Consider the following 19,202-nt stretch of genomic DNA (forward strand, 5'->3'; position numbering starts at 1 on the left):
CGGAGTGCGGACGCACCTGGAGAGGCGGGGGGCGGGACGCGCGGAGGCCGAACGCCGTTCAGAAACACACGAGTTGTCCGGGAGACCGCCCGGTCACGCGTGCGTCGGGCGGAAGAGCGCGGGCAGACGGATGCGCGCCCCGCGGAGGGCGGGAGCGTCGTCGGGGCAGCACCGGCCGGCGGGCGTGCACGCGCGTTCACCGGTGGGTGAACGGCGGCGGATCCGGTGCGCAGAAGGGGGCGGAGCGAAAGCCGCCCGCGCCGTCAGCCCGCGTGGAGACAGAGAGCGCCGGCGGTACGCACGAGATCGACGTGGCGTCGTCGCGTGAGTTCCTGGCAGCGCTTCATGCGGATGATCCAAGCAGCACTGCTGACGCCTGGTCAAGACCAGGCGGACCGACAGGAGTCGGCCGAAGCGGCCTGGGAGGAGCGGGATCCGGGGCCGGCCCCCTCTTCCCGCTGCCGACGCCTGCCCCGGTGAGGGACGCCGCACGGCGCCCCTGCCGCATTCACCCTCCGAAGGTCAGGCCGCGGCCTTGAACGCGGCGCTGATGGCCACATCGACGCGGGGGTGGACGACCAGTCGTGCGCCCCCGGAGTCGGCGGACGCCTCGAGGAGGCGCCGGACGGGGGCGCTGTGCGTGGCGGCGGACATCAGCACGCCCCAGGTGCCGCACTGGCGGTGTGCGCGCAGGACCGCGCTGGCCGTGGCAGGTGTGGCTGCCGGCTCATCGATGACCACCAGCACGGGTGCCGGACGGTGGGCACGCATGAACGCCACGATCTCAGAGGCCAGTTCGGCCCGTCCGCCGATCCCGGGATCCTCCTGCACGGTGAGGACCAGGACACCACGCTCAAGTCTGTGGGACAGCATCAAGACCTCCGCTTCCGGGCCCGCCGACGGGCTCTGGTGCCCTGCGTCTTCCCTCCTGGCAGCCCCTCAAGCAACCGCGGAAAACGCTTGTCGACATTGCCTTCGGCATCCCCTCCGGCCCCGGACGAGTCACGCACCGGCAGCGGCGAGGCGCCGATGGCGGACGCCGGTTCCCCGGCTGTGCGACCGGCCCGGAATCATGGGTGCGGGCGCCGCACCGGAACACGGCCCCAGTGACGCGACCGAGAGGACCCCGTGGCCGACCCCAGGAGCTACATCATCGAGTCATTGGACACCGGGCTGCGCCTGATGCGCCTGTTCCTCACCCATGACACCCTGTCGGTCACCGACGCGGCCAGGGAGCTGGATGTGGCCCGTTCCACCGCACACCGCGTGCTCAGCACGCTGGAGTCGCGCGGCTTCGCCACCCGCGACGCCTCGGGCCGGGGCTACTCCGCAGGACCCGAGCTGGTCACGCTGGGACGACCGGCCGGTTACGGACCCGAGATCAGGGCACGGCTGCACGTGGTGCTGGACGCGGCGCTCGCCGCCACCGGAGAGACGATCAGCACCGCCTCCCTGATCGGCGACCAGGTCGTCATCACGGACGGCCGGGAGTCGCCGCACCCGGTGCGTGCCGTCCTGGAAGCAGGCCGAGCCCACCCGGCGCACGCCACCTCGGCCGGGAAGGTGCTGCTGGCCCAACTGACCACGGAACAGGTCTGCGCGCTCTACCCGGAGGAGCGGCTGACCGGAGTCACCAGCCGTACCTTGACCTCCAGGGCCGCGCTCCTCTCCGAACTGGCCGGAATCCGTACCCTCGGCCGCGCCGACAGTGCAGGCGAGTCGGTGCCGGGCATGAACGCCGTCGCCGTGCCGCTGGCCGGCAACAGCTGGCGGGACCGGCTCGCCCTGATGGCGTCGATGCCCGCGGACCGGGGCGGCGAACCCGAGCTCACGCTCCATGCCGCCGCCCTCAGGAAGGCCGCGGGGCTCCTGCCGCCGCCGTTCTGACCAGCGGCCCCGCGCTTCCGGACCGGCGGCCCCGCGCCCTCCGGACGAGGGCAGGGCGGCCCTGGGTGCCGACCACGGCGCCGAGATCGCCCCGGACATCGCCCGCGGCTCCACCAGGGCCGACGCCGAGCCCTCGATGACGCCGGTCCGCAGCGCCGCGGGGTCCGTCCGCTCCCTCTTCGCGACCGCGCCCCGGCCGGCGGCGGAGGGGTCTGGCGCGGAACGGGGGAGACAGCCGAGGCTGGTGTGCCGATGCGTCAGGGGTGGGCAAGAGCTTGGCAGATGGCCGACTTTCACGGCACACGGGACTTGCGCAAGAATCTGAAAGGCCTTGCAGAAGTCCTTGACGACGGTGCGGACGGAGCGGCAGGCTCCCATCCGTTCCCCCCACGGCAGCCCGGCGCGTGGCTGCCTTCGAGGGCACAGCCGTGCCCTGTCGTCGAAGGAGCCGCACATGCAGCACCGATTCCGCCTGATCGGCGGAACGCTGGCCGGAGTCATGACCGTCACCGGCCTCACGATCCTCGCGCCCTGGCAGTCGGAGGCGACACCGCCGGGCGCGAAGACCGTCACCGTCACCATGTTCGAGCGGCCGTACGCGCAGGTCGCGTCCGCCTGCACCGGTCAGCTGGGCCCCGCCGGTTACGGCTACGTGCAGGTGTCCCCCGCCACCGAGCACATCCGGGGCGACCAGTGGTGGACGTCCTACCAGCCGGTCAGTTACCGGATCGCGGGCCGGCTGGGCGACCGCGACGCGTTCGCCGCCATGGTGAAGGCCTGCCACGCCGCCGGGGTCAAGGTCGTCGCGGACGCCGTCGTCAACCACATGGCCGCCGGCTCCGGGACCGGTACCGGCGGGACCGCCTAAGGCAAGTACGACTATCCCGGGTACTTCCAGGACTCCGACTTCCACTCCTGCCGCACCGCCATCAAGGACTACACGAGCCGCGGAGACGTGCAGAACTGCGAACTCGTGGGGCTGTCCGACCTCGACACCGGTAAGGAGGAGGTGCGTTCCACCATCGCCGCGTACCTCGACGACCTCCGGTCGATGGGGGTCGACGGGTTCCGTATCGACGCTGCCAAGCACATCGCGGCCGACGACGTCGCGGCCGTCAAGGCGAAGATGGGCGACCCGGGATTCTGGGTCTCCGAGGTCATCCACGGAGGCGGTGAAGCCGTGCAGCCCGAGGAGTACACCGGCAGCGGCGACGTGGACGAATTCCGCTACGGGGGCCACCTCAGGAGCGCGTTCCAGGACGGCGGAATCGCACAGCTGAAATCCGTGGCCGACGGCAAGCTGAGCAGCGCCTCCGCCCGCACGTTCGTCGACAACTGGGACACCGAGCGCAACGGTTCGACGCTGACGTACAAGGACGGTGAGGCCTACATCCTCGCCAACGTCTTCATGCTCGCCTCGCCGTACGGTTCCCCGAACGTGTACTCGGGCTACGAGTGGTCGGACAAGGACGCCGGTCCGCCGAGCGGTGACGGCGGCTGGACGGACACGCACGCCCGGCAGGCGATCACCGGCCTGGTCGGCTTCCGCAACGAGGTGGACTCCGCCGAGCTGACCGACTGGTGGGACAACGGCGGCAGCGCGATCGCCTTCGGCCGCGGTGACAAGGGATTCGTCGCACTGAACAACGGTGACGGCGCACTGGACGAAACCCTCACGACCTCGCTGCCCGGCGGCACCTACTGCAACGTAGCCGTGGCCTCGCCCGACAGCTGCGACGGCAACACCGTCGTGGTCGGCGACGACGGCACGGTCCGGGCGACCCTGCCGGCCCGCGGGGCGCTGGCCCTGCACACCGGTGCCCAGGCGGGCTGACCCGCCGGACCCACCACGGATCGACGTCGCGGGACGGGCACGCCTCGTCCTGCGCGTCGTGGCCGGAACCGGCCGCCGGGCCGTGCACCGGACGACACCACCCGAGCCGAGAGGTACCACCACTTTCATGCGGCAGCAGACCGATGTCCTCGTACTGGGCGGCGCGGGCGTGGACACCATCGTCCACGTCCCCGAACTCCCGCTCCCCTTCGCCGACAGCTACATGATCCGGCCGGGCATCGAGACCCGGGGAGGGCAGAGCGGGGACTTCGTCGCGCTGGGGCTGACCGCCCTCGGCCTGCGTACCCACCACCTCGACATGATCGGTGACGACCACGAGGGGGAGCTGGTCCGCGCACTCCACCGTGACCGGGGAATCCCGCTCACCGAGGTCCTGTCACCCGGCGGCACCAAGCGCGCGGTCAACCTCGTCGGCCCGGACGGGCGCCGTCTGTCGCTGTACGACGCCGACCGGGCAGGGGACTCGGACCGGTTCGACGAGTCGACGGTCCGCGAACTCGCCGCCGTCACCCGCCACGCCCACGTCGTCATCACCCAGCCCTGCGTCTTCACCCTGCCGGTGCTCCGCGAGGCCGGAGTGACCATCTCCACCGATCTCCACGACTGGGACGGTGCCGACGGCTACCACGAGCCGTTCGCCCTCCAGGCGGACCTGGTGTTCCTGTCCACCACGGCCCTGGCCGACCCCGAGCGCACCATGCGTGACATCACCGACCGGGGAAGGGCCCGGACCGTCGTCGCCACCGCGGGAGCCGATGGGGCGTACCTGCTCCACGAGGGCAGGCTCACGCACGTACCCGCCGTCGGCCCGCCCGCTCCGGTGGTGGATTCCAACGGCGCCGGCGACGCCTTCGCCTCGGGCTTCCTCTTCGGCCGGCTGAACGCTGAACACCCGGACCGTTGCGCCCTGTACGGGACGGTGGCCGGTGCCTACGCCTGCACCGTGCCGTCGACGCGCACGGATGCCATCGGCAGGGAGGATCTCCTCGCCCGGGTCGCCGAGGTGGAGAAGGAGCGAGGGACACACGGGACGCAGGCCGCCGGAGAGACTGCGTAGACATTCGAATCCTTGTCGTCCCGGACGGCCCGCGGACACCTCGCGGCCACGGCCGTCCGCAACCCAGCCGGATTCCCGACTCCTTGCACGCCGCGCCCCGAGGGTGCCCCGGGGGATCCCGGAGCGGGGCGGTGCCGGAGGATGTACAGATCCCCTTCCGGATCCCAGACACCTGGAGTACGTGTGGCCGGCCGCACCCCTTCCCTGTTCTTCCGCCGTCGGCGAGTGGTGACCGGCGTGGCGGCGGGCCTCGCCTCCGTCCTCGGCGCGGGCGTGCTGGTGGGCTGCACCGCTGCGAGTGGGGCGGCCGAGGACGCCGGGCCCGAGCGGCGGACGCGGGCCGCCGATGTGCTCCTGCCGACGGCAGGCATGGGGTTCGACTACCAGATCGGCGGGGGATACAGGCCGCCCGACGGGGTCCGCGCGGTGTCCCGTGACCGTGAGGACCAGCCGGCTGCCGGCCTGTACAACGTCTGTTACGTCAACGCCTTCCAGACGCAGCCCGGCGCACTGGCGTGGTGGCTGGACGCCCACCCCGACCTCCTGCTGCGTGACGAGGAAGGGGAGCTGGTCATCGACGAGGGGTGGGACGAGGTGCTCCTGGACACCTCGACGCCCGCCAGGCGAACCCAGCTCACCGAGATCGTCGGGGAGTGGATCGACGGCTGCGCCGAGAGCGGCTTCCAGGCCGTGGAGCCGGACAACCTCGACTCCTTCGAACGCTCGAAGGGCAGGCTCACGGAGGCCCACAACGCCGCCTTCGCGACGGCCCTGGCCACACGGGCGCACAGTGAGGGCCTCGCGATCGGGCAGAAGAACACCACCGACCTGCTCGACCGGCACACCGGCATCGGCTTCGACTTCGCGGTGACGGAGGAGTGCGCGCAGTTCGACGAATGCGGCGCGTACGCGGAGGCCTACGACGGCCGTGTCTTCGCGATCGAGTACGAGGGAGAGGGCGACGTGGGCTTCGGCGCGGCCTGCTCCGCGTGGGGCGAGAGGATCTCCCTCGTCCTGCGGGACCTCGACGTACTCCCCGCGGGCGAGAAGGGATACGTGTACAGGTCCTGCTGAGCACGGGTCGGCCCGGTGCGCCCTCGCGGTCCGTCCACGCCCTCGGCGGGGATCAGAAGTCCACCGGCTCGCGGATGAGCGGGCAGGTCATGCAGTGTCCGCCGCCACGGCCGCGGCCCAGCTCCGCGCCGACGATCGGGATGACCTCGACGCCCGCGGCGCGCAGCAGATCGTTGGTCTGGGTGTTGCGGTCGTAGGTGAAGACGACTCCCGGTTCGAGGGCGACGGCGTTGTTGCCGCTGTCCCACTGCTGTCGCTCCGAGGCGTACACGTCCCCGCCCGTCTCGATCACCCGCAGTGCGGGCAGGCCGAGGCTCGTTGCCACGACGTCGGTGAAGGGGCGTGATCCCTCGTCGACGACCTCCACGCCGGGTGCCCTGTCGCTCGGTCGGAGCGAGAAGGTGTGGACCGCGTCCATGATCTTCGGGTAGACGGTGACGATGTCGCGGTCGGCGAAGGTGAAGACGGTGTCCAGGTGCATGGCCGCCCGCAGCTTCGGCATCGCCGCGACCACGACGTGTTCGGCGGCCCCCTGCTCGAACAGGGCGGCGGCGACCTGGGTGATGGCCTGTCGTGAGGTGCGTTCGCTCATGCCCATGAGGACGACACCGTTGCCGACCGGCATGATGTCCCCGCCCTCGAAGGTGGCCTGGCCCCACTCCACTTCCGGATCGCCCCACCAGACCGTGGACGCGGTGAAGTCAGGATGGAAGCGGTAGACGGCCTTCATCAGCAGCGTCTCGTCGTGACGCGCCGGCCAGTACAGGGGATTGAGCGTCACCCCGTCGCCAGGACGCTCACCACGAGGTCGCGCCGGCCCCGCTTCCCCGTGGTCAGTTCGTCGGGGCGCACCAGGATCTTCAGGGCGAACGCCGCCGCGAGGAGGAACGGGATCAGGGACAGGGCGCTGGTCAGGTCGAGGGCGAAGTTGAAGGCGTCGTCCGAGAGCAGGGTGATGACCAGGACGACCTGCGACAGCAGGGTCGTCATCAGCAGCGCCGGCACGGGCACGTCGGCGGAGTTGGCGCGGCGGAGGAAGCGCGGCATGTCGTCGTCCTTGGCGGCGACGAAGAGGACCTCCGCCGCCATGAGCGTCCAGGCGAGGTAGGCGCCGAGCACGGACACGATCAGCCCCACGCTCACGAAGACCTGCCCCCAGGTCCCGACCGCCTCCTCCAGCCGACGGCGGGGGCGTGTCAGGTGAGGGGCAGGGTCGCGTGCGTGCTGTGCCGGGCGGCACGGTGCCAGGCCGATTCGCGCAGCATCCGGAGGCCGTTGAGGCCCACGACGACGGTCGAGCCCTCGTGTCCCAGGACACCCAGGGGGAGCGGCAGATGGCCGACGAGATCCCAGACGACGAGGGCGGTGATGAACACGCCGGCGACGACCAGGTTCTGTACGACCAGCCTGCGGGTCGCCCGGGACAGGGCCACCACGGCGGGCACGGTGGCCAGTTCGTCGCGGATGATGACGGCGTCCGCGGTTTCCAGGGCGAGGTCGGAACCCGCCCGCCCCATCGCGATCCCGACGTGTGCGGCGGCCAGGGCGGGCGCGTCGTTGACGCCGTCGCCCACGACCAGGACCCGGCGCCCGGCCTGCTCCTGCGCCCGCACGGCGGCCGCCTTGTCCTGAGGGAGGAGGTCCGCCCGTACGTCGGTGATGCCTGCCTCGGAGGCCAGCCGGGCGGCGGCGCGGGCATGGTCACCGGTCAGGAGCATCGGGGATCGGCCGGTCTGCCGGGCCAGTGCGGCGACGGTGGCGACGGCGTCCCGACGGATGAGGTCGGCGATTCCCAGAACGCCGACCGGCAGGCCGTCGCGCAGGACGAGCACAGCGGTACGCCCCGTCTCCTCCACTTCCGCGACCGCGACGGCGGCCCGCGTGCCACCGGGGGTGGCGTCCTCGCGCAGGAGGCGGGCGGGGGAGCCGACCGCGATCCGGTGTCCGTCGACGGTGGCCGTGACTCCGGTACCGGGCGCCGAGGCGAAGTCCGAGGCAGCGGGCAGGGCCGGATCCCGCTCCTGGGCGGCGCTCACGACGGCGCGGGCCAGCGGGTGCTCGCTGGGGTGTTCGGCGGCGGCGGCAAGGGCGAGCAGCGCGTCCTCGGACAGCCCGGTGCCGGGCAGCGGATGGACGCCGGTGACCTGTGGCGTGCCCTCCGTCAGGGTGCCCGTCTTGTCGAGCGCCACCGCGTCGGTCTGCCCGAGGCGCTCCATGACCACGGCGGACTTGACGAGGACGCCGTGGCGCCCGGCGTTGGCCATGGCGGAGAGGAGCGGCGGCATGGTGGCCAGCACCACCGCGCAGGGGGAGGCCACGATCATGAACGTCATGGCGCGCAACAGGCTCCCGGTCACGTCGCCGCCGAAGGCGAGGGGCACGAGGAAGACGGCCAGGGTGGCGGCGACCATGCCGAGCGAGTAGCGCTGCTCCACCTTCTCGATGAACAGCTGGGTGGGGGCCTTCGTCCGCGAGGCCTCCTCGGTCATCGCCACGATGCGGGCGATGACCGAATCGGAGGCGTCGCGCTCGACCTCCACCCGCAGTGTGCCCGTGCCGTTGAGTGTTCCGGCGAACACCTGGTCCCCGGGGTGCTTGGGCGTGGGGAGAGGCTCGCCCGTGATGGTCGCCTGGTCGACGTCGCTCGCGCCGTCGAGGACCCGGCCGTCGGCGCCGACGCGTTCACCGGGTCGGATCCGGATGACGTCGCCGGCCACGAGGTCCCCGGTGGCGACGGTCTCCTCACCGCCGGCGGCTGTCACGCGGGAGGCGGTGGCCGGCGCCAGGTCGAGGAGGCCGCGGACCGCGTCCCGGGTCCGCGCGGTGGCCAGCGCCTCCAGGGCGCCGGAGGTCGCGAAGATGACGATCAGCAGGGCCCCGTCCCTCACCTGCCCGATCGAGGCCGCACCGAGCGCCGCCACGATCATCAGAAGGTCCACGTCGAGGACCTTCCCGCGGAGTTCCCGCAGTCCCGACAGGGCCGGCTCCCAGCCGCCGGCGGCGTACACGAGGGCGTACAGCGGGCCCCATGCCCAGGCCGGGGCGCCGGTGAGCTCCAGGGGGAGTGCGAGCAGGAACAGCACCAGGGCCGCACCCGCCCAGCGGGCTTCCGTCAGGGCGAGGACGCGCGTGCGGCGCCGGGGGACACCGTCGCCACCGTCATCGGCGGCGGTGCGCGAGGGGCGCGGCAGGACATCGGTGGGCATGACGGAACGACCCCTCATGGGCGGCGGGAACGGCGACACCCTCACCGTACAGGAATATATGAACAGGTCTTCATGTGTCATCCGTAGAATGGGACGCATGGGCCACGGACGCGACGAGCAGAGCACCGCCACCACCCGCGAGCGCCTGGACGCCGTGGGGGCGGCGGGTGTCGCCGCCACCCTCCAGGCGCTGGCCACGCCCTCGAGGCTGCGGATTCTGGCGCGCCTCCAGGAAGGCCCCTGCGCGGTCGGTGATCTCGCCGAAGCGGTGGAGATGGAGCCGTCCGCCTGCTCCCACCAGTTGCGTCTGCTGCGGAACCTCGGGCTGGTCACGGGCGAGCGCCAGGGGCGGTCCATCGTGTACGCCCTGTACGACCACCACGTCGCCGAACTGCTCGACCAGGCCCTCTACCACGTGGAGCACCTCCGCCTCGGCCTTCGCGACACGCCCGTCGAGGCGGCGGTGGCGGCCCCGGGGCGCTGACGGTCCGCCGGTACGGGGAATCCGGGAGCGCGCGCGGCGTTGAACCAAGCGTGAGCTCTCTCATCGCATCGACCCGGTTCTCCTTCCTCGACCGTTCCCGCACCCGCGAGGGGTACGGCGACCCGCAGGCGCTGCGGGACACCGTCACGCTGGCCCGCACGGCCGAGACCCTCGGTTACCACCGCTTCTGGGTGTCCGAGCACCACAGCGTTCCCGGTGTGGCCGGCTCGGCGCCCACCGTGCTGGCCGCCGCCGTCGCGGCGGCGACCTCGACCATCAGGGTGGGGACCGGCGGGGTCATGCTCCCGAACCATCAGCCGTTCGTCGTGGCCGAGCAGTTCGGGGTACTCGCCTCGCTCTTCCCCGGCCGGATCGACATGGGGCTCGGACGTTCGGTCGGCTTCACCGACGGGATTCGCAGAGCCCTCGGCCGGGACAAGGAGGATGCCGATGCCTTCGCCGGGCAGCTGGCCGAGCTCCTCGGATGGCTGGACGGCACGCAGCGGGCTCATCCCCAGGTCCACGCCCGTCCGGCCGAAGGTCTGCACATCCCCCCGTACGTCCTGGCGACCGGTGAAGGAGCCGCCATCGCCGCGGCCGCCGGTCTGCCGCTCGTCGTGGGAGATCTCCGCGGTCACGACAAGCTGGTGCGGGCGGTCGAGGAGTACCGCGCCGGATTCCGCCCCTCCGCCTGGGCGCGGGAGCCCTATGTGATCGTGGCGGGCACCGTCGCGGTCGCTGCAACGGAGGAGGAGGCCCGGCGGCTGCTGGTCCCCGAGGCCTGGTCCATGGCGTACTCGCGCACCCGTGGCTCCTTCCCGCCGCTGGCACCCGCCGAGCGGATCGAGGTCCTGGCCATGACGGAGAAGGAGCGGGGGCTCTTCGAGAGCGGGCTGCGCGGTCACCTCGCCGGCACCGAGGAGACGGTGAGGGCCGGGCTGGAGCTGGTGATCAAGGAGACCGGCGCGGACGAGGTGCTGGTCACCACGAGCACGTACGACCGTGACGCGCTGGTGGAGTCGATGGGGCGGCTCGCGAGGATCGCCGGCCTGGGCTGAGCGTCAGCCGTTCACGGGGTGGCCGAACAAGAGGTCGTAGCCCGGGGGGAGTTGCAGCAGGATGCGCTCCAGCAGCTCATCGCCCGAGGCATCGGCCACCACGCTGAGAACGGCACTCGTGTCCCACGCCGCGGTCTGCTCGTTCGCGCCCTCGATCCAGGCGGAGACCGCTCGGACGAACCGCTCGGCGCTGAGGGGCTCGGCGGCCTGCAGCGGATTCAGGAGGATCAGTGCGAACGTCTCCGGGAGCCGGGCCGCCAGTTCGTTCCGCTCCTCGCCGACGACGTGCGCGCCGAGCAGCGCCAGCACCACGCGTGACGCGCGCTCCGCCTCAAGGGCCGACGGATATTCGCCGCGTTCCTGGACGGCTTCCAGGAACGGCTGCCATCGCATGTACGTCACGGAGTCCCCTTCGCGGAGCGCGGGCGGAGAGCGGGACGGGGGAGGGGAAGCCCGTGCCCCGCCCTCCGCGTATCCACCGCTTGTCACCTCAATTCCGGTCTTAACATGCCATTCCGGTGAGGGCAAGCCGGGTCCCGGTCCTCCGCTTCCGGAGTCGCGCCCGCTCCTACTGCATGGGGTAGATGTCTCCGCTCGCCATGCCGCTGAACTGCACGCTCCGGGACTCGAGCCGGTGTGCTTCGTCCTCGAGGCGTTGTCGTTCCGCAGGGTCGGTGGCCTTCTCAGCAGCCTTCTCCAGGTCTTCTGCCTGGCCGCGCATCTGCTGCAGACGCGTCCGGACGTCGTCTGACTCGCTCATGATCACTCCCTGGCGATGGGCGGAGCGGACTCCTCCACGAAACCAGCCACCCGGGGGTGCGCGCATCTCAGCGAGGGTGCCGGAAGCGCGGAGTGACCGCGGCCGTGAGCGGGGCGCGCGCTACTCGAACCGGGTCAGGTCGCCCGCTCCCCGGCGTACGACCTCCAGCTCCCCACCGGAGAAGTCGATGACGGTGGTCGGCTCGGTGCCGCAGTCGCCGGAGTCGAGCACGACGTCCACGACATGGTCGAGACGTTCCTTGATCTCCCAGCCCTGCGTCAGCGGCTCCTCCTCGTCCGGCAGGAGCAGCGTGCTGGACAGCAGCGGCTCACCCAGCTCGGCCAGGAGCGCCTGCGTGACGGTGTGATCCGGGATGCGGACGCCGACGGTCTTCTTCTTCGGGTGCAGCAGCTGGCGCGGCACCTCTTTGGTCGCGGGGAGGATGAAGGTGTAACTCCCGGGCGTGGCGGCCTTGATCGTCCGGAAGACGTCGTTGTCGACCTGGACGAACTGGCCGAGCTGCGAGAAGTTCTGGCAGACCAGGGTGAAGTGGTGGCGGTCGTCGAGGTTCCGGATCGACCGGATGCGGTCGATGCCGTCACGGCTGCCCAGCTGGCATCCCAGGGCGTAACAGGAGTCGGTCGGATACGCGACGAGTGCGCCCGACCTGATGCTCTCCGCCACGTTGGTGATGGTGCGGCGCTGGGGGTTCTCGGGGTGCACGTCGAAGTACTTGGCCATCCGGCGAGTCTACGGCCTCGGGGCAACCGCGTTCCGCTTCAGGCGTGCGTGCGGCGCCGGGGCCGCGGCGGCCCCACGGAAGGGGCCGAAGACGTGCGTGCGCAGGGCAGGGAGTCCCCCTGCGGGGAGGCCGGATGATGCCGGGCGCGGTCGTGCGGTGGCACGGCCCGGGCCGCGGCGGTCGCCTGCCGTTCTCGTCCCGGGTGCGGAAGCCCCGGACAGTACCGCGCCCCCGGAGCCTCTTCGGAGAGAGGTTCCGGGGGCGCGGGACGGGCTGTGGCCGTCAGGCTCCGGACGCGTCCAGCATGGCCGCGCGCTCGACCACCTTGACGCGCTCGCGGCCCTGCTCGGCGCCGAGTGCCTGCTCGTGCGCGTCGAGGCGGTGCCAGCCCTCCTTGGTGGTGTACCGGACACCACGCTGCTCCAGGAAGTCGACGATCGCGTCGGACCCCGGCTGCGCCGGCTCGGGCAGCCGGCCGGCCGCGTGGTCCTCCAGCAGGCAGGCCACGGTCTCGTTGGCGTCACCCTTGGTGTGCCCGATCAGGCCGATCGGGCCGCGCTTGATCCACCCGGTGACGTACACCGAAGGCATCGGCTCGTCCCCGGTCAGCACGCGTCCCGCCGCGTGCGGGACGGTGCCGGAGACCACGTCGAACGGCAGCTTCGGAAGCTCCTCCGAGTAGTAGCCGACGGCGCGGTAGACGCTCTGCACGTCCCAGTCCGTGTGGCGGCCGGTTCCCTTGACGTTGCCCGTGCCGTCCAGCTCCGTGCGCTCGGTGCGCAGGGCGACGACGCGGCCGTCCTCGCCGACGACCTCCACCGGGGACTCGAAGAAGTGCAGGAACAGCTTGTGGCGGCGGTCGCCGACATCCCGGATCGCCCAGTTCTCCAGCGTGGAGGCGACCATGTTGGCCTGCTTGTTCTCCCGACGGGTGGCGATCGAGCCCTCGTCGTAGTCGATGTCCTCGGGGTTGACGATGACCTCGATGTTCGGCGAGTGGTCCAGCTCGCGCAGCTCCATCGGGCTGAACTTCGCCTGGGCCGGACCGCGTCGGCCGAAGACGTGCACCTCGAGCGCCTTGTTCGCCTTGATGCCGTCGTAGACGTTCGCGGGGATCTCGGTCGGGAGCAGCTCGTCCGCCGTCTTGGCGAGGATGCGCGCGACATCCAGCGCCACGTTGCCGACACCGAGCACGGCGACCTTCTCGGCCTCCAGCGGCCAGGTGCGCGGAACCTCCGGGTGCCCGTCGTACCAGGCGACGAAGTCCGCCGCGCCGTAGGAGCCCTCGAGCTCGATCCCGGGTATGTCCAGGGCGCGGTCGGCGTCGGCACCGGTCGAGAAGATCACGGCGTCGTAGAAGGACCGGAGGTCGTCCAGGCCGATGTCGTTGGGGTAGTCGACATTGCCGAACAGTCGCAGCTGCGGCTTGTCCAGGACCTGGTGCAGCGCCTTGACGATGCCCTTGATCCGCGGGTGGTCGGGGGCCACCCCGTACCGGATCAGGCCGAAGGGCGCGGGCATGCGCTCGAACAGGTCGATCGAAACGCCCGGCTCCTGGGCGGCCTCGGACTTGAGAAGCGCGTCCGCTGCGTAGATTCCGGCAGGACCGGCTCCGACGATGGCGACGCGGACGGGGCGTGTCATGGAGTGTTGTTCCTTAGGGCGGACGAACACGGGCAGAGTGCAGCGGGGTAAGGCTTGGCTTACTCCGCTGCCCCCACGGTACGGCCTGTCCCCACTGGTCCCAGGAGCGGGGCGATGGGATATTACGCAAATAACTGGACATATAGTCTTGAAAAGGGCCCGATTTCTGTGAGCGAAACCCTCCTCGGCCGTCTCACGTGGGTCCAGAGAATGAGACGGCCTGTGGCGGGCAGGCTGTACGCCGATGTCATCGCGTGCCCCGCTTTCCCGGCGGAGCCATGATGGGCACGTTGACCGGAGCACTCCGACGAGAGGACATGAGACATGCCGATCGAGGGCGAGTACGAGCCCAGCCCGACGAAGTGGGTCCGTGAGCAGGTCGAGCTGATCGAGAGCTCCGGCGGGACACAGGGCACCACCATGCGCGGCATGCCCGTCATCCTCCTCACGACGCGCGGCGCCAGGAGCGGCAAGCTCCGCAAGACGCCGCTCATGCGGGTCGAGCACGGCGGGGACTACGCCGCCGTCGCCTCCCTCGGCGGAGCTCCCAAGCACCCCGTCTGGTACTACAACGTGCAGGCCGACCCCGAGGTGGAGCTGCGCGACGGGACCGTGCAGCAGGACATGGTCGCCCGTGAGGTCACGGGCGAGGAGAAGGCCCTGTGGTGGGATCGCGCCGTCAAGGCGTTCCCCGACTACGCCGACTACCAGACCAAGACCGACCGGGAGATCCCGGTGTTCGTCCTCACTCCGTCCGGAAAGGGCTGAGGCGACAACCGCGACAGGGCCGGACGGGCCGCATGAGATGCGCACCCGCCCGGCCCGGGCCCCTCGGCCGGGCCTCTACCAGGAGAGTCCGCCGACCACGGAGGCGATCCGGTCCCGCTCCCATGCGCCGTCCGCCACCACCACCCGGTAGCGCCGCGTCAGGGTCGCACCCGGGTCGAGCACCAGCTCGTCGTGGAAGGCGAACGACGGGGCGACCGCCGCGAACGAGGAATTGCGCACGAACCAGTGCGACGGATGCTCGCCGCTCGCCCCCGCATGGTCGTTCTCGGGGGCGTGCACGAAGACCAGCGTCGCATGGCCGTCCGCCTCGTCGTGCTCCCCGCCGTACGCGAGCCAGGGGGCCTGCTGTCCCATCAGGTCCGGCCCCTCCGCGTGCGGCGCGACGATCCGCCCGTCACGGAACGCGCGCGGTCCCCGCCAGAACAGTCCGGTGTACCCCGCGCCGGGACGGCCGTGCGTCGTCGGGCTGCCGAACCGCAGCGGCTCCGCGCGGCGGTTGGTGATCGCGGACGACCAGGTCAGTGCCCAGCTGCCGCCCTGCTCGTCGACATCGTGGACCTCGATGCGCCGGGTCTCGTCGGCCCAGAGCGCGCCGCTGCGCGGGTGCCAGGTCAGCCGCTCCGCGAAGCGGATGCCGTGGTCGTGCACCGACACCTCGTCGAACCGGGCGTGCGCCATGGAGCCGACGCGCTCCGGCAGGGCGAGATACCCCTGGCCGTGCACGTAGCTGTTGCCGCCCCACAGGTTCGCGCCCGACAGATGCGAGGCGGTCATCTGCAGACCCTTGTGCCAGCGGTGGTCGTTGGGGCGGTACCCGGTCACGACCCGGCCGGACAGTGTGCGCAGGGGGTGGATGTACGGCTTCGGCGCCTCCCACGGGTCCTCGGCCCGGTACACGTAGCGCAGCAGCTCCACTCCGCTCTCCGCCGTGGTCACTGAGAGGTGATCGCCGTGGTGGTGGACGAGTTCCAGGGCCGTGGTCATGCGGGGACCTCCGTCGCCCTCGTCAGCGGCTCGGGGGCCCAGCCGGGAGCGTTTCCGTGCAGCGCGCCGTAGTACGGATCACCGGGGGCGATCTCGCCCGCCCGCACGGTGCCTCCGGTGAAGGCCGCCTTGTAGAGCGCGGCCACCAGCTCGAGGCTCTTGCGGCCGTCCGCACCGCTGCTCCTCGGCCGCCGTCCGGCCCGCAGGTCCTTCAGCAGGCCCTTCAGCTGCGCCTCGTGCGAGCTGGGCACATCGGGGCCGAAGTCCCGCCAGGCGTCCGCTTCTTCAGGTGTGACCCCCGGGGCCGGCGTGATCCGCCAGTCGGCGTTCCGGTGCCCGTACAGATGGGTGAGCTCGACCGTGGCACGTTCGCAGTCGATCCGGATCCGGCTGACCTCGTCCGGACTGAGCACGCTGTTCACCACGGTGGCCATCGCGCCGTTCCCGAAGCGGATGAGCGCGGTGGAGACGTCCTCCGTCTCCACGTCGTGCACCAGGCGCCCCGCCATGGCCCTGATCTCCGCCCACGGCCCCAGCAGATCGAGCAGCAGGTCCATCTGGTGGATGCCGTGTCCCATCGCGGGACCGCCGCCCTCACTGCTCCAACTGCCGCGCCAGGGTGCAGAGTAGTAGGCCGCGTCCCGGTACCAGGTGGTCTGGCAGTGGGCCACCAGCGGCCGGCCCATGGCCTGTTCGGCGAGCAGTTCCCGGACGTGGCGGGATCCGGAGCCGAAGCGGTGCTGGAACACGATCGCCGCGTACGGGCCGTCACCCCGGGAACCCTCGGCCGCCTCGATCGCGTCGAAGTCCTCCAGGGACGGGCAGGGAGGCTTCTCGCACCACACCCACGCCCCGGCGCGCAGTGCGGCCACGGTCTGGTCGCGGTGGAACCGGGGCGGGGTGGCGAGCGTGACCAGGTCCGGGCGCTGCTCGGTGAGCATCCTGTCGAGGTCGGTGTACGGATGGGTGATGCCCGCGTCGGTGCAGAACGCCTCGACCGAGGCCGCGTCGACATCTACCGCGGCGACGATCTCCAGGGGCTGCCCGGCGGCGAGTGCGGTCAGCGCGGGCAGATGGCTGACGCGTGCGATCGCACCCGTGCCGACGATCGCGACCCGCACCGGCTTTCGGCGCGCAGGATTGCTGGTCGTGACGAACACCCCTTCGAACGGAGAGGAGGGCACTTGCTGGATAGCAAGCGCTTTCTCCCCGGGAAACCTAGGCTCCGCGCGCGAAGCAGGTCAAGGGGTCCGGGCCATGTCCGGGGATCAGGCCTTCAGCATCTGCGGCAGCCGCTCGAGCTGCAGCGCGTGCTGGAACGGGCCGCCACCCTCATGGTCGTTGAAGTCGTACACCTCGATCTCCTTCTCGGCGTGCGCGTACGCGTTGTAGGCGGCGAACACCGTCGACGGCGGGCAGGTGAGGTCCTCCAGAGCCACGGAGAAGAGCGCGGGCGCACGGCCGCGCGCGGCGAAGTGGACCCCGTCGAAGTAGGCGAGCGTCCGGTTGACCTGCTCGGCCCGTCCCCGGTGCGTCTTGAGGTAGTCGCCGATCTCGCGGTACGGCTTGCGGTCGGTGATCCGGGTCGCCCGGGGGAAGTCGCACAGGAACGGTACGTCCGCCACGACGGCCGTCAGGTCCGGGATCAGCCCGGCGGCCGCGAGCGCGAGACCGCCGCCCTGGCTCGCGCCGAACACCGCGGTGCGGGACGCGTCGGCCAGTGGGTGCGAGCGGGCCGCCTCCACGGCGCGCACCGCGTCGGTGATCACCCTCCGGTAGTAGTACGTCGCGGGGTCCTCGATGCCCTGGGTCATGAACCCGGCCAGGGAGGGCCCGGAGCCGACGGGGTCGGCGGTGTCGCCCGGGGCCCAGCCGCTGCCCTGGCCGCGGGTGTCCATCACGAAGTGGGCCATGCCCGCCGAGGCCCAGAGCAGGTGTGCGTGGGGCAGGCTCCGGCCGCCGCCGTATCCGATGAACTCCACGACCAGCGGCAGGGGCTCGGTCGCCCCGGCCGGTACGACGAACCAGCCCTTGACGGGGTGGCCGCCGAAGCCGGCGAACGTCACGTCGTGGACGTCGACGGTGACGAGCCCGAGATCGGCGCACCGCTCGAATCGGGCGTCCAGGTCATGGGTTCTGGCCTCGTCGAGCGTGGCCGACCAGAACGCGTCGAAGTCCTCGGGCTCCACCGACCGGCTGCGGTGGGCGTGCAGTTCATCGATGGGCATGTCGAACAGGGCCATGCGGGGCCGCCTTCAGTCGCACAGTGAATGAATGGTCATACCGTACGACGGTCGGCCCGGAAGTCGACAGGCCTCTCGAGGTGCGCAAAGCCCCGTGGGCGGCCGGGCGGCTCCCGCATGTCCGATACGGAACCTCGTCGTTCACACCAGGTCGCCGCGCTCCTCTCGGGCGGGCGCCTCACCGCGATCCGGCGGAAGCCCGCCCGTCGCCCGCAGCTGCTGGAGCATCTTGCGCGAGCGCCCTTCGCGCGCGACGGGTCCACACCGAACGCGAAGTCGACGAAGCCCTGCCCACTGTGCACGCGGACTGTTCGACCCTGCGCCGGCACCTCGTGGCCGCGGGCCTCCTGGAGCGCCCCGGGGAGGCATCGGCTACCGGCTCGGCCGGTAGGCATCAGGCCGACCCGTTCGTGGTCGCGGAGGCCGCCGGGCAGGCCCGCGTGCCTGCCCGACCCCGGTGGCCCGGCGGCCCGCCGATCCGGCTCAGTTGAGGGTGTCGGGGTCCGGGCCCGTGCGCATGCCGCGGTCCAGACCCGCGATCGCGTCCATGTCGGCGGTCGACAGCTCGAAGTCGAAGACATCGATGTTCTGCCGGATGCGCGCCGGTGTGACCGACTTGGGGATCACGACGTTGCCGAGCTGGAGGTGCCAGCGCAGTACCACCTGGGCCGGCGTCTTCCCGTGACGCTCGGCGAGGGAGACGAGGAGCTGGTCGTCCAGGAGCGCTCCCTGCGCCAGGGGGCTCCACGCCTCGGTCGCGATGCCGTGCTCCGCGTGCGCGGCGCGCAGTTCGCTCTGCTGGAGCGCGGGGTGCAGTTCGATCTGGTTGACCGCGGGGACGAGGGAGCTTTCCTCGCGCAGGCGCCGCAGGTGCGCGGGCTGGAAGTTGGAGACACCGGCGGCCCGGATCCGGCCGTCGGCCAGCAGCTTCTCCAGGGCGCGCCACGTGTCGGTGTAGAGGTCGCGGGCCGGAGTGGGCCAGTGGATGAGGTAGAGGTCGACGTGGTCGAGGCCGAGCGCGGCGAGGCTGGCGGTGAAGGCGGCGAGGGTGGCGTCGTACCCCTGGTCCGCGTTCCAGAGCTTCGTCGTGACGAACAGCTCCTCGCGGGCGAGCCCCGACTCGGCCAGCGCGCGGCCGACCCCTGCCTCGTTGCCGTAGACGGCGGCGGTGTCGATGGAGCGGTAGCCCGCCTCCAGCGCGGCGGTGACCGCGGCGGTGGTCTCGTCGTCGGGGACCTGGAAGACGCCGAATCCGAGCTGCGGAATCGTGACGCCGTTGTTGAGCGTGACGGTGGGGACCGTGGGCATGGTGGGGCCTCTCGTGGTGCCGGACCGAATCGATCCGCGTTCGATGATTACTGGCGTAAACAATAATTGCACACGCGGGTTAAAGGCAAGCGCCGATGAAGCTGGGGGTGC

Annotated in this window: 18 protein-coding genes and 3 pseudogenes; 8 read left to right on the top strand and 13 right to left on the bottom strand. The window is 71.4% G+C overall.

What is annotated here, in order from left to right; genetic code table 11:
- Positions 1–263 precede the first annotated feature (263 nt).
- Together ACFUNE_RS05745 and ACFUNE_RS05750 are read right to left on the bottom strand one after the other, a co-directional pair.
- Entirely contained in the window at positions 264–347 is an 84-nt protein-coding gene (locus ACFUNE_RS05745) for a putative leader peptide (protein ID WP_383563052.1), read from the bottom strand.
- Positions 348–522: 175 nt separating this feature from the next.
- Complete coding sequence (locus ACFUNE_RS05750; RefSeq protein ID WP_383562582.1) at positions 523–873, bottom strand: hypothetical protein; 351 nt, start codon at positions 871–873, stop codon at positions 523–525.
- Positions 874–1,128: 255 nt separating this feature from the next.
- Between ACFUNE_RS05750 and ACFUNE_RS05755 the strand changes: the two genes are divergently transcribed.
- The 4 genes and pseudogenes from ACFUNE_RS05755 to ACFUNE_RS05770 all read left to right on the top strand — a co-directional run bounded on the left by ACFUNE_RS05755 (position 1,129) and on the right by ACFUNE_RS05770 (position 5,873).
- Positions 1,129–1,887 (top strand): IclR family transcriptional regulator, encoded by a 759-nt coding sequence (locus ACFUNE_RS05755; RefSeq protein WP_383562585.1) that lies wholly within the window; start codon positions 1,129–1,131, stop codon positions 1,885–1,887.
- A gap of 454 nt (positions 1,888–2,341) precedes the next feature.
- Positions 2,342–3,721, top strand: a pseudogene (locus tag ACFUNE_RS05760) (alpha-amylase family protein).
- Positions 3,722–3,848: 127 nt separating this feature from the next.
- The gene (locus tag ACFUNE_RS05765) at positions 3,849–4,799 is read left to right on the top strand and encodes an adenosine kinase (protein WP_383562588.1); all 951 of its coding nucleotides are present in this window, start codon (positions 3,849–3,851) and stop codon (positions 4,797–4,799) included.
- A gap of 183 nt (positions 4,800–4,982) precedes the next feature.
- Positions 4,983–5,873 carry an endo alpha-1,4 polygalactosaminidase gene (locus ACFUNE_RS05770; protein WP_383562591.1) on the top strand — a complete coding sequence of 297 codons (891 nt, stop codon included), beginning with the start codon at positions 4,983–4,985 and terminating at the stop codon, positions 5,871–5,873.
- A gap of 52 nt (positions 5,874–5,925) precedes the next feature.
- On the opposite strand, the pseudogene ACFUNE_RS05775 reads toward ACFUNE_RS05770, so the two are convergent.
- The 3 genes and pseudogenes from ACFUNE_RS05775 to ACFUNE_RS05785 all read right to left on the bottom strand — a co-directional run.
- Positions 5,926–6,657: pseudogene (locus tag ACFUNE_RS05775) on the bottom strand (arginine deiminase family protein); the annotation flags it as partial.
- Positions 6,657–7,052 (bottom strand): annotated as a pseudogene (locus ACFUNE_RS05780) (amino acid permease); the annotation flags it as partial. The pseudogenes ACFUNE_RS05775 and ACFUNE_RS05780, both read right to left, overlap by 1 nt.
- A gap of 17 nt (positions 7,053–7,069) precedes the next feature.
- Positions 7,070–9,079, bottom strand: coding sequence for a heavy metal translocating P-type ATPase (locus tag ACFUNE_RS05785; RefSeq protein ID WP_383562594.1), 2,010 nt, complete (start codon positions 9,077–9,079; stop codon positions 7,070–7,072).
- A 97-nt stretch (positions 9,080–9,176) separates the two neighbouring features.
- Here ACFUNE_RS05785 and ACFUNE_RS05790 point away from each other — a divergent pair, with 97 nt between their 5' ends.
- Both ACFUNE_RS05790 and ACFUNE_RS05795 read left to right on the top strand, forming a co-directional pair.
- The gene (locus ACFUNE_RS05790; RefSeq protein WP_383562597.1) at positions 9,177–9,563 is read left to right on the top strand and encodes an ArsR/SmtB family transcription factor; all 387 of its coding nucleotides are present in this window, start codon (positions 9,177–9,179) and stop codon (positions 9,561–9,563) included.
- A gap of 50 nt (positions 9,564–9,613) precedes the next feature.
- On the top strand, positions 9,614–10,621 hold the full coding sequence (locus ACFUNE_RS05795; RefSeq protein WP_383562600.1) for an MsnO8 family LLM class oxidoreductase: 1,008 nt from the start codon (positions 9,614–9,616) through the stop codon (positions 10,619–10,621).
- A 3-nt stretch (positions 10,622–10,624) separates the two neighbouring features.
- On the opposite strand, the gene ACFUNE_RS05800 is transcribed toward ACFUNE_RS05795, so the two are convergent.
- From ACFUNE_RS05800 to ACFUNE_RS05815, 4 genes are all read right to left on the bottom strand, one after another.
- Positions 10,625–11,014 (bottom strand): DUF2267 domain-containing protein, encoded by a 390-nt coding sequence (locus ACFUNE_RS05800; RefSeq protein ID WP_383563055.1) that lies wholly within the window; start codon positions 11,012–11,014, stop codon positions 10,625–10,627.
- Between the two features lie 175 nt (positions 11,015–11,189).
- Positions 11,190–11,381 (bottom strand): DUF6381 family protein, encoded by a 192-nt coding sequence (locus ACFUNE_RS05805; RefSeq protein ID WP_383562603.1) that lies wholly within the window; start codon positions 11,379–11,381, stop codon positions 11,190–11,192.
- Between the two features lie 120 nt (positions 11,382–11,501).
- Positions 11,502–12,122: an L-threonylcarbamoyladenylate synthase gene (locus ACFUNE_RS05810; protein ID WP_383562606.1), complete on the bottom strand. Its 621-nt coding sequence runs from the start codon at positions 12,120–12,122 to the stop codon at positions 11,502–11,504.
- A gap of 283 nt (positions 12,123–12,405) precedes the next feature.
- Positions 12,406–13,767, bottom strand: coding sequence for an FAD-dependent oxidoreductase (locus ACFUNE_RS05815; protein ID WP_383562609.1), 1,362 nt, complete (start codon positions 13,765–13,767; stop codon positions 12,406–12,408).
- Positions 13,768–14,091: 324 nt separating this feature from the next.
- On the opposite strand from ACFUNE_RS05815, the gene ACFUNE_RS05820 reads away from it, so the two are divergent.
- The gene (locus ACFUNE_RS05820; RefSeq protein WP_383562612.1) at positions 14,092–14,535 is read left to right on the top strand and encodes a nitroreductase family deazaflavin-dependent oxidoreductase; all 444 of its coding nucleotides are present in this window, start codon (positions 14,092–14,094) and stop codon (positions 14,533–14,535) included.
- Between the two features lie 75 nt (positions 14,536–14,610).
- On the opposite strand, the gene ACFUNE_RS05825 is transcribed toward ACFUNE_RS05820, so the two are convergent.
- From ACFUNE_RS05825 to ACFUNE_RS05835, 3 genes are all read right to left on the bottom strand, one after another.
- A complete protein-coding gene (locus ACFUNE_RS05825; protein ID WP_383562615.1) occupies positions 14,611–15,540 on the bottom strand; it encodes a PmoA family protein in 930 nt (309 codons plus the stop codon).
- A complete protein-coding gene (locus tag ACFUNE_RS05830) occupies positions 15,537–16,700 on the bottom strand; it encodes a Gfo/Idh/MocA family protein (protein ID WP_383563058.1) in 1,164 nt (387 codons plus the stop codon). The genes ACFUNE_RS05825 and ACFUNE_RS05830 overlap by 4 nt, the downstream gene beginning before the upstream one ends.
- A gap of 108 nt (positions 16,701–16,808) precedes the next feature.
- The gene (locus tag ACFUNE_RS05835; RefSeq protein ID WP_383562618.1) at positions 16,809–17,783 is read right to left on the bottom strand and encodes an acetylxylan esterase; all 975 of its coding nucleotides are present in this window, start codon (positions 17,781–17,783) and stop codon (positions 16,809–16,811) included.
- Positions 17,784–17,863: 80 nt separating this feature from the next.
- Here ACFUNE_RS05835 and ACFUNE_RS05840 point away from each other — a divergent pair, with 80 nt between their 5' ends.
- Positions 17,864–18,274 carry a DUF2087 domain-containing protein gene (locus ACFUNE_RS05840; RefSeq protein ID WP_383563061.1) on the top strand — a complete coding sequence of 137 codons (411 nt, stop codon included), beginning with the start codon at positions 17,864–17,866 and terminating at the stop codon, positions 18,272–18,274.
- On the opposite strand, the gene ACFUNE_RS05845 is transcribed toward ACFUNE_RS05840, so the two are convergent.
- Positions 18,267–19,091, bottom strand: a complete 825-nt coding sequence (locus ACFUNE_RS05845; RefSeq protein WP_383562621.1) for an aldo/keto reductase — start codon at positions 19,089–19,091, stop codon at positions 18,267–18,269. The two genes, ACFUNE_RS05840 and ACFUNE_RS05845, sit on opposite strands and share 8 nt — an antisense overlap.
- Positions 19,092–19,202: the final 111 nt, after the last annotated feature.

The sequence above is a fragment of the Streptomyces sp. NPDC057287 genome (genome assembly GCF_042667905.1).
Classification (GTDB): domain Bacteria; phylum Actinomycetota; class Actinomycetes; order Streptomycetales; family Streptomycetaceae; genus Streptomyces.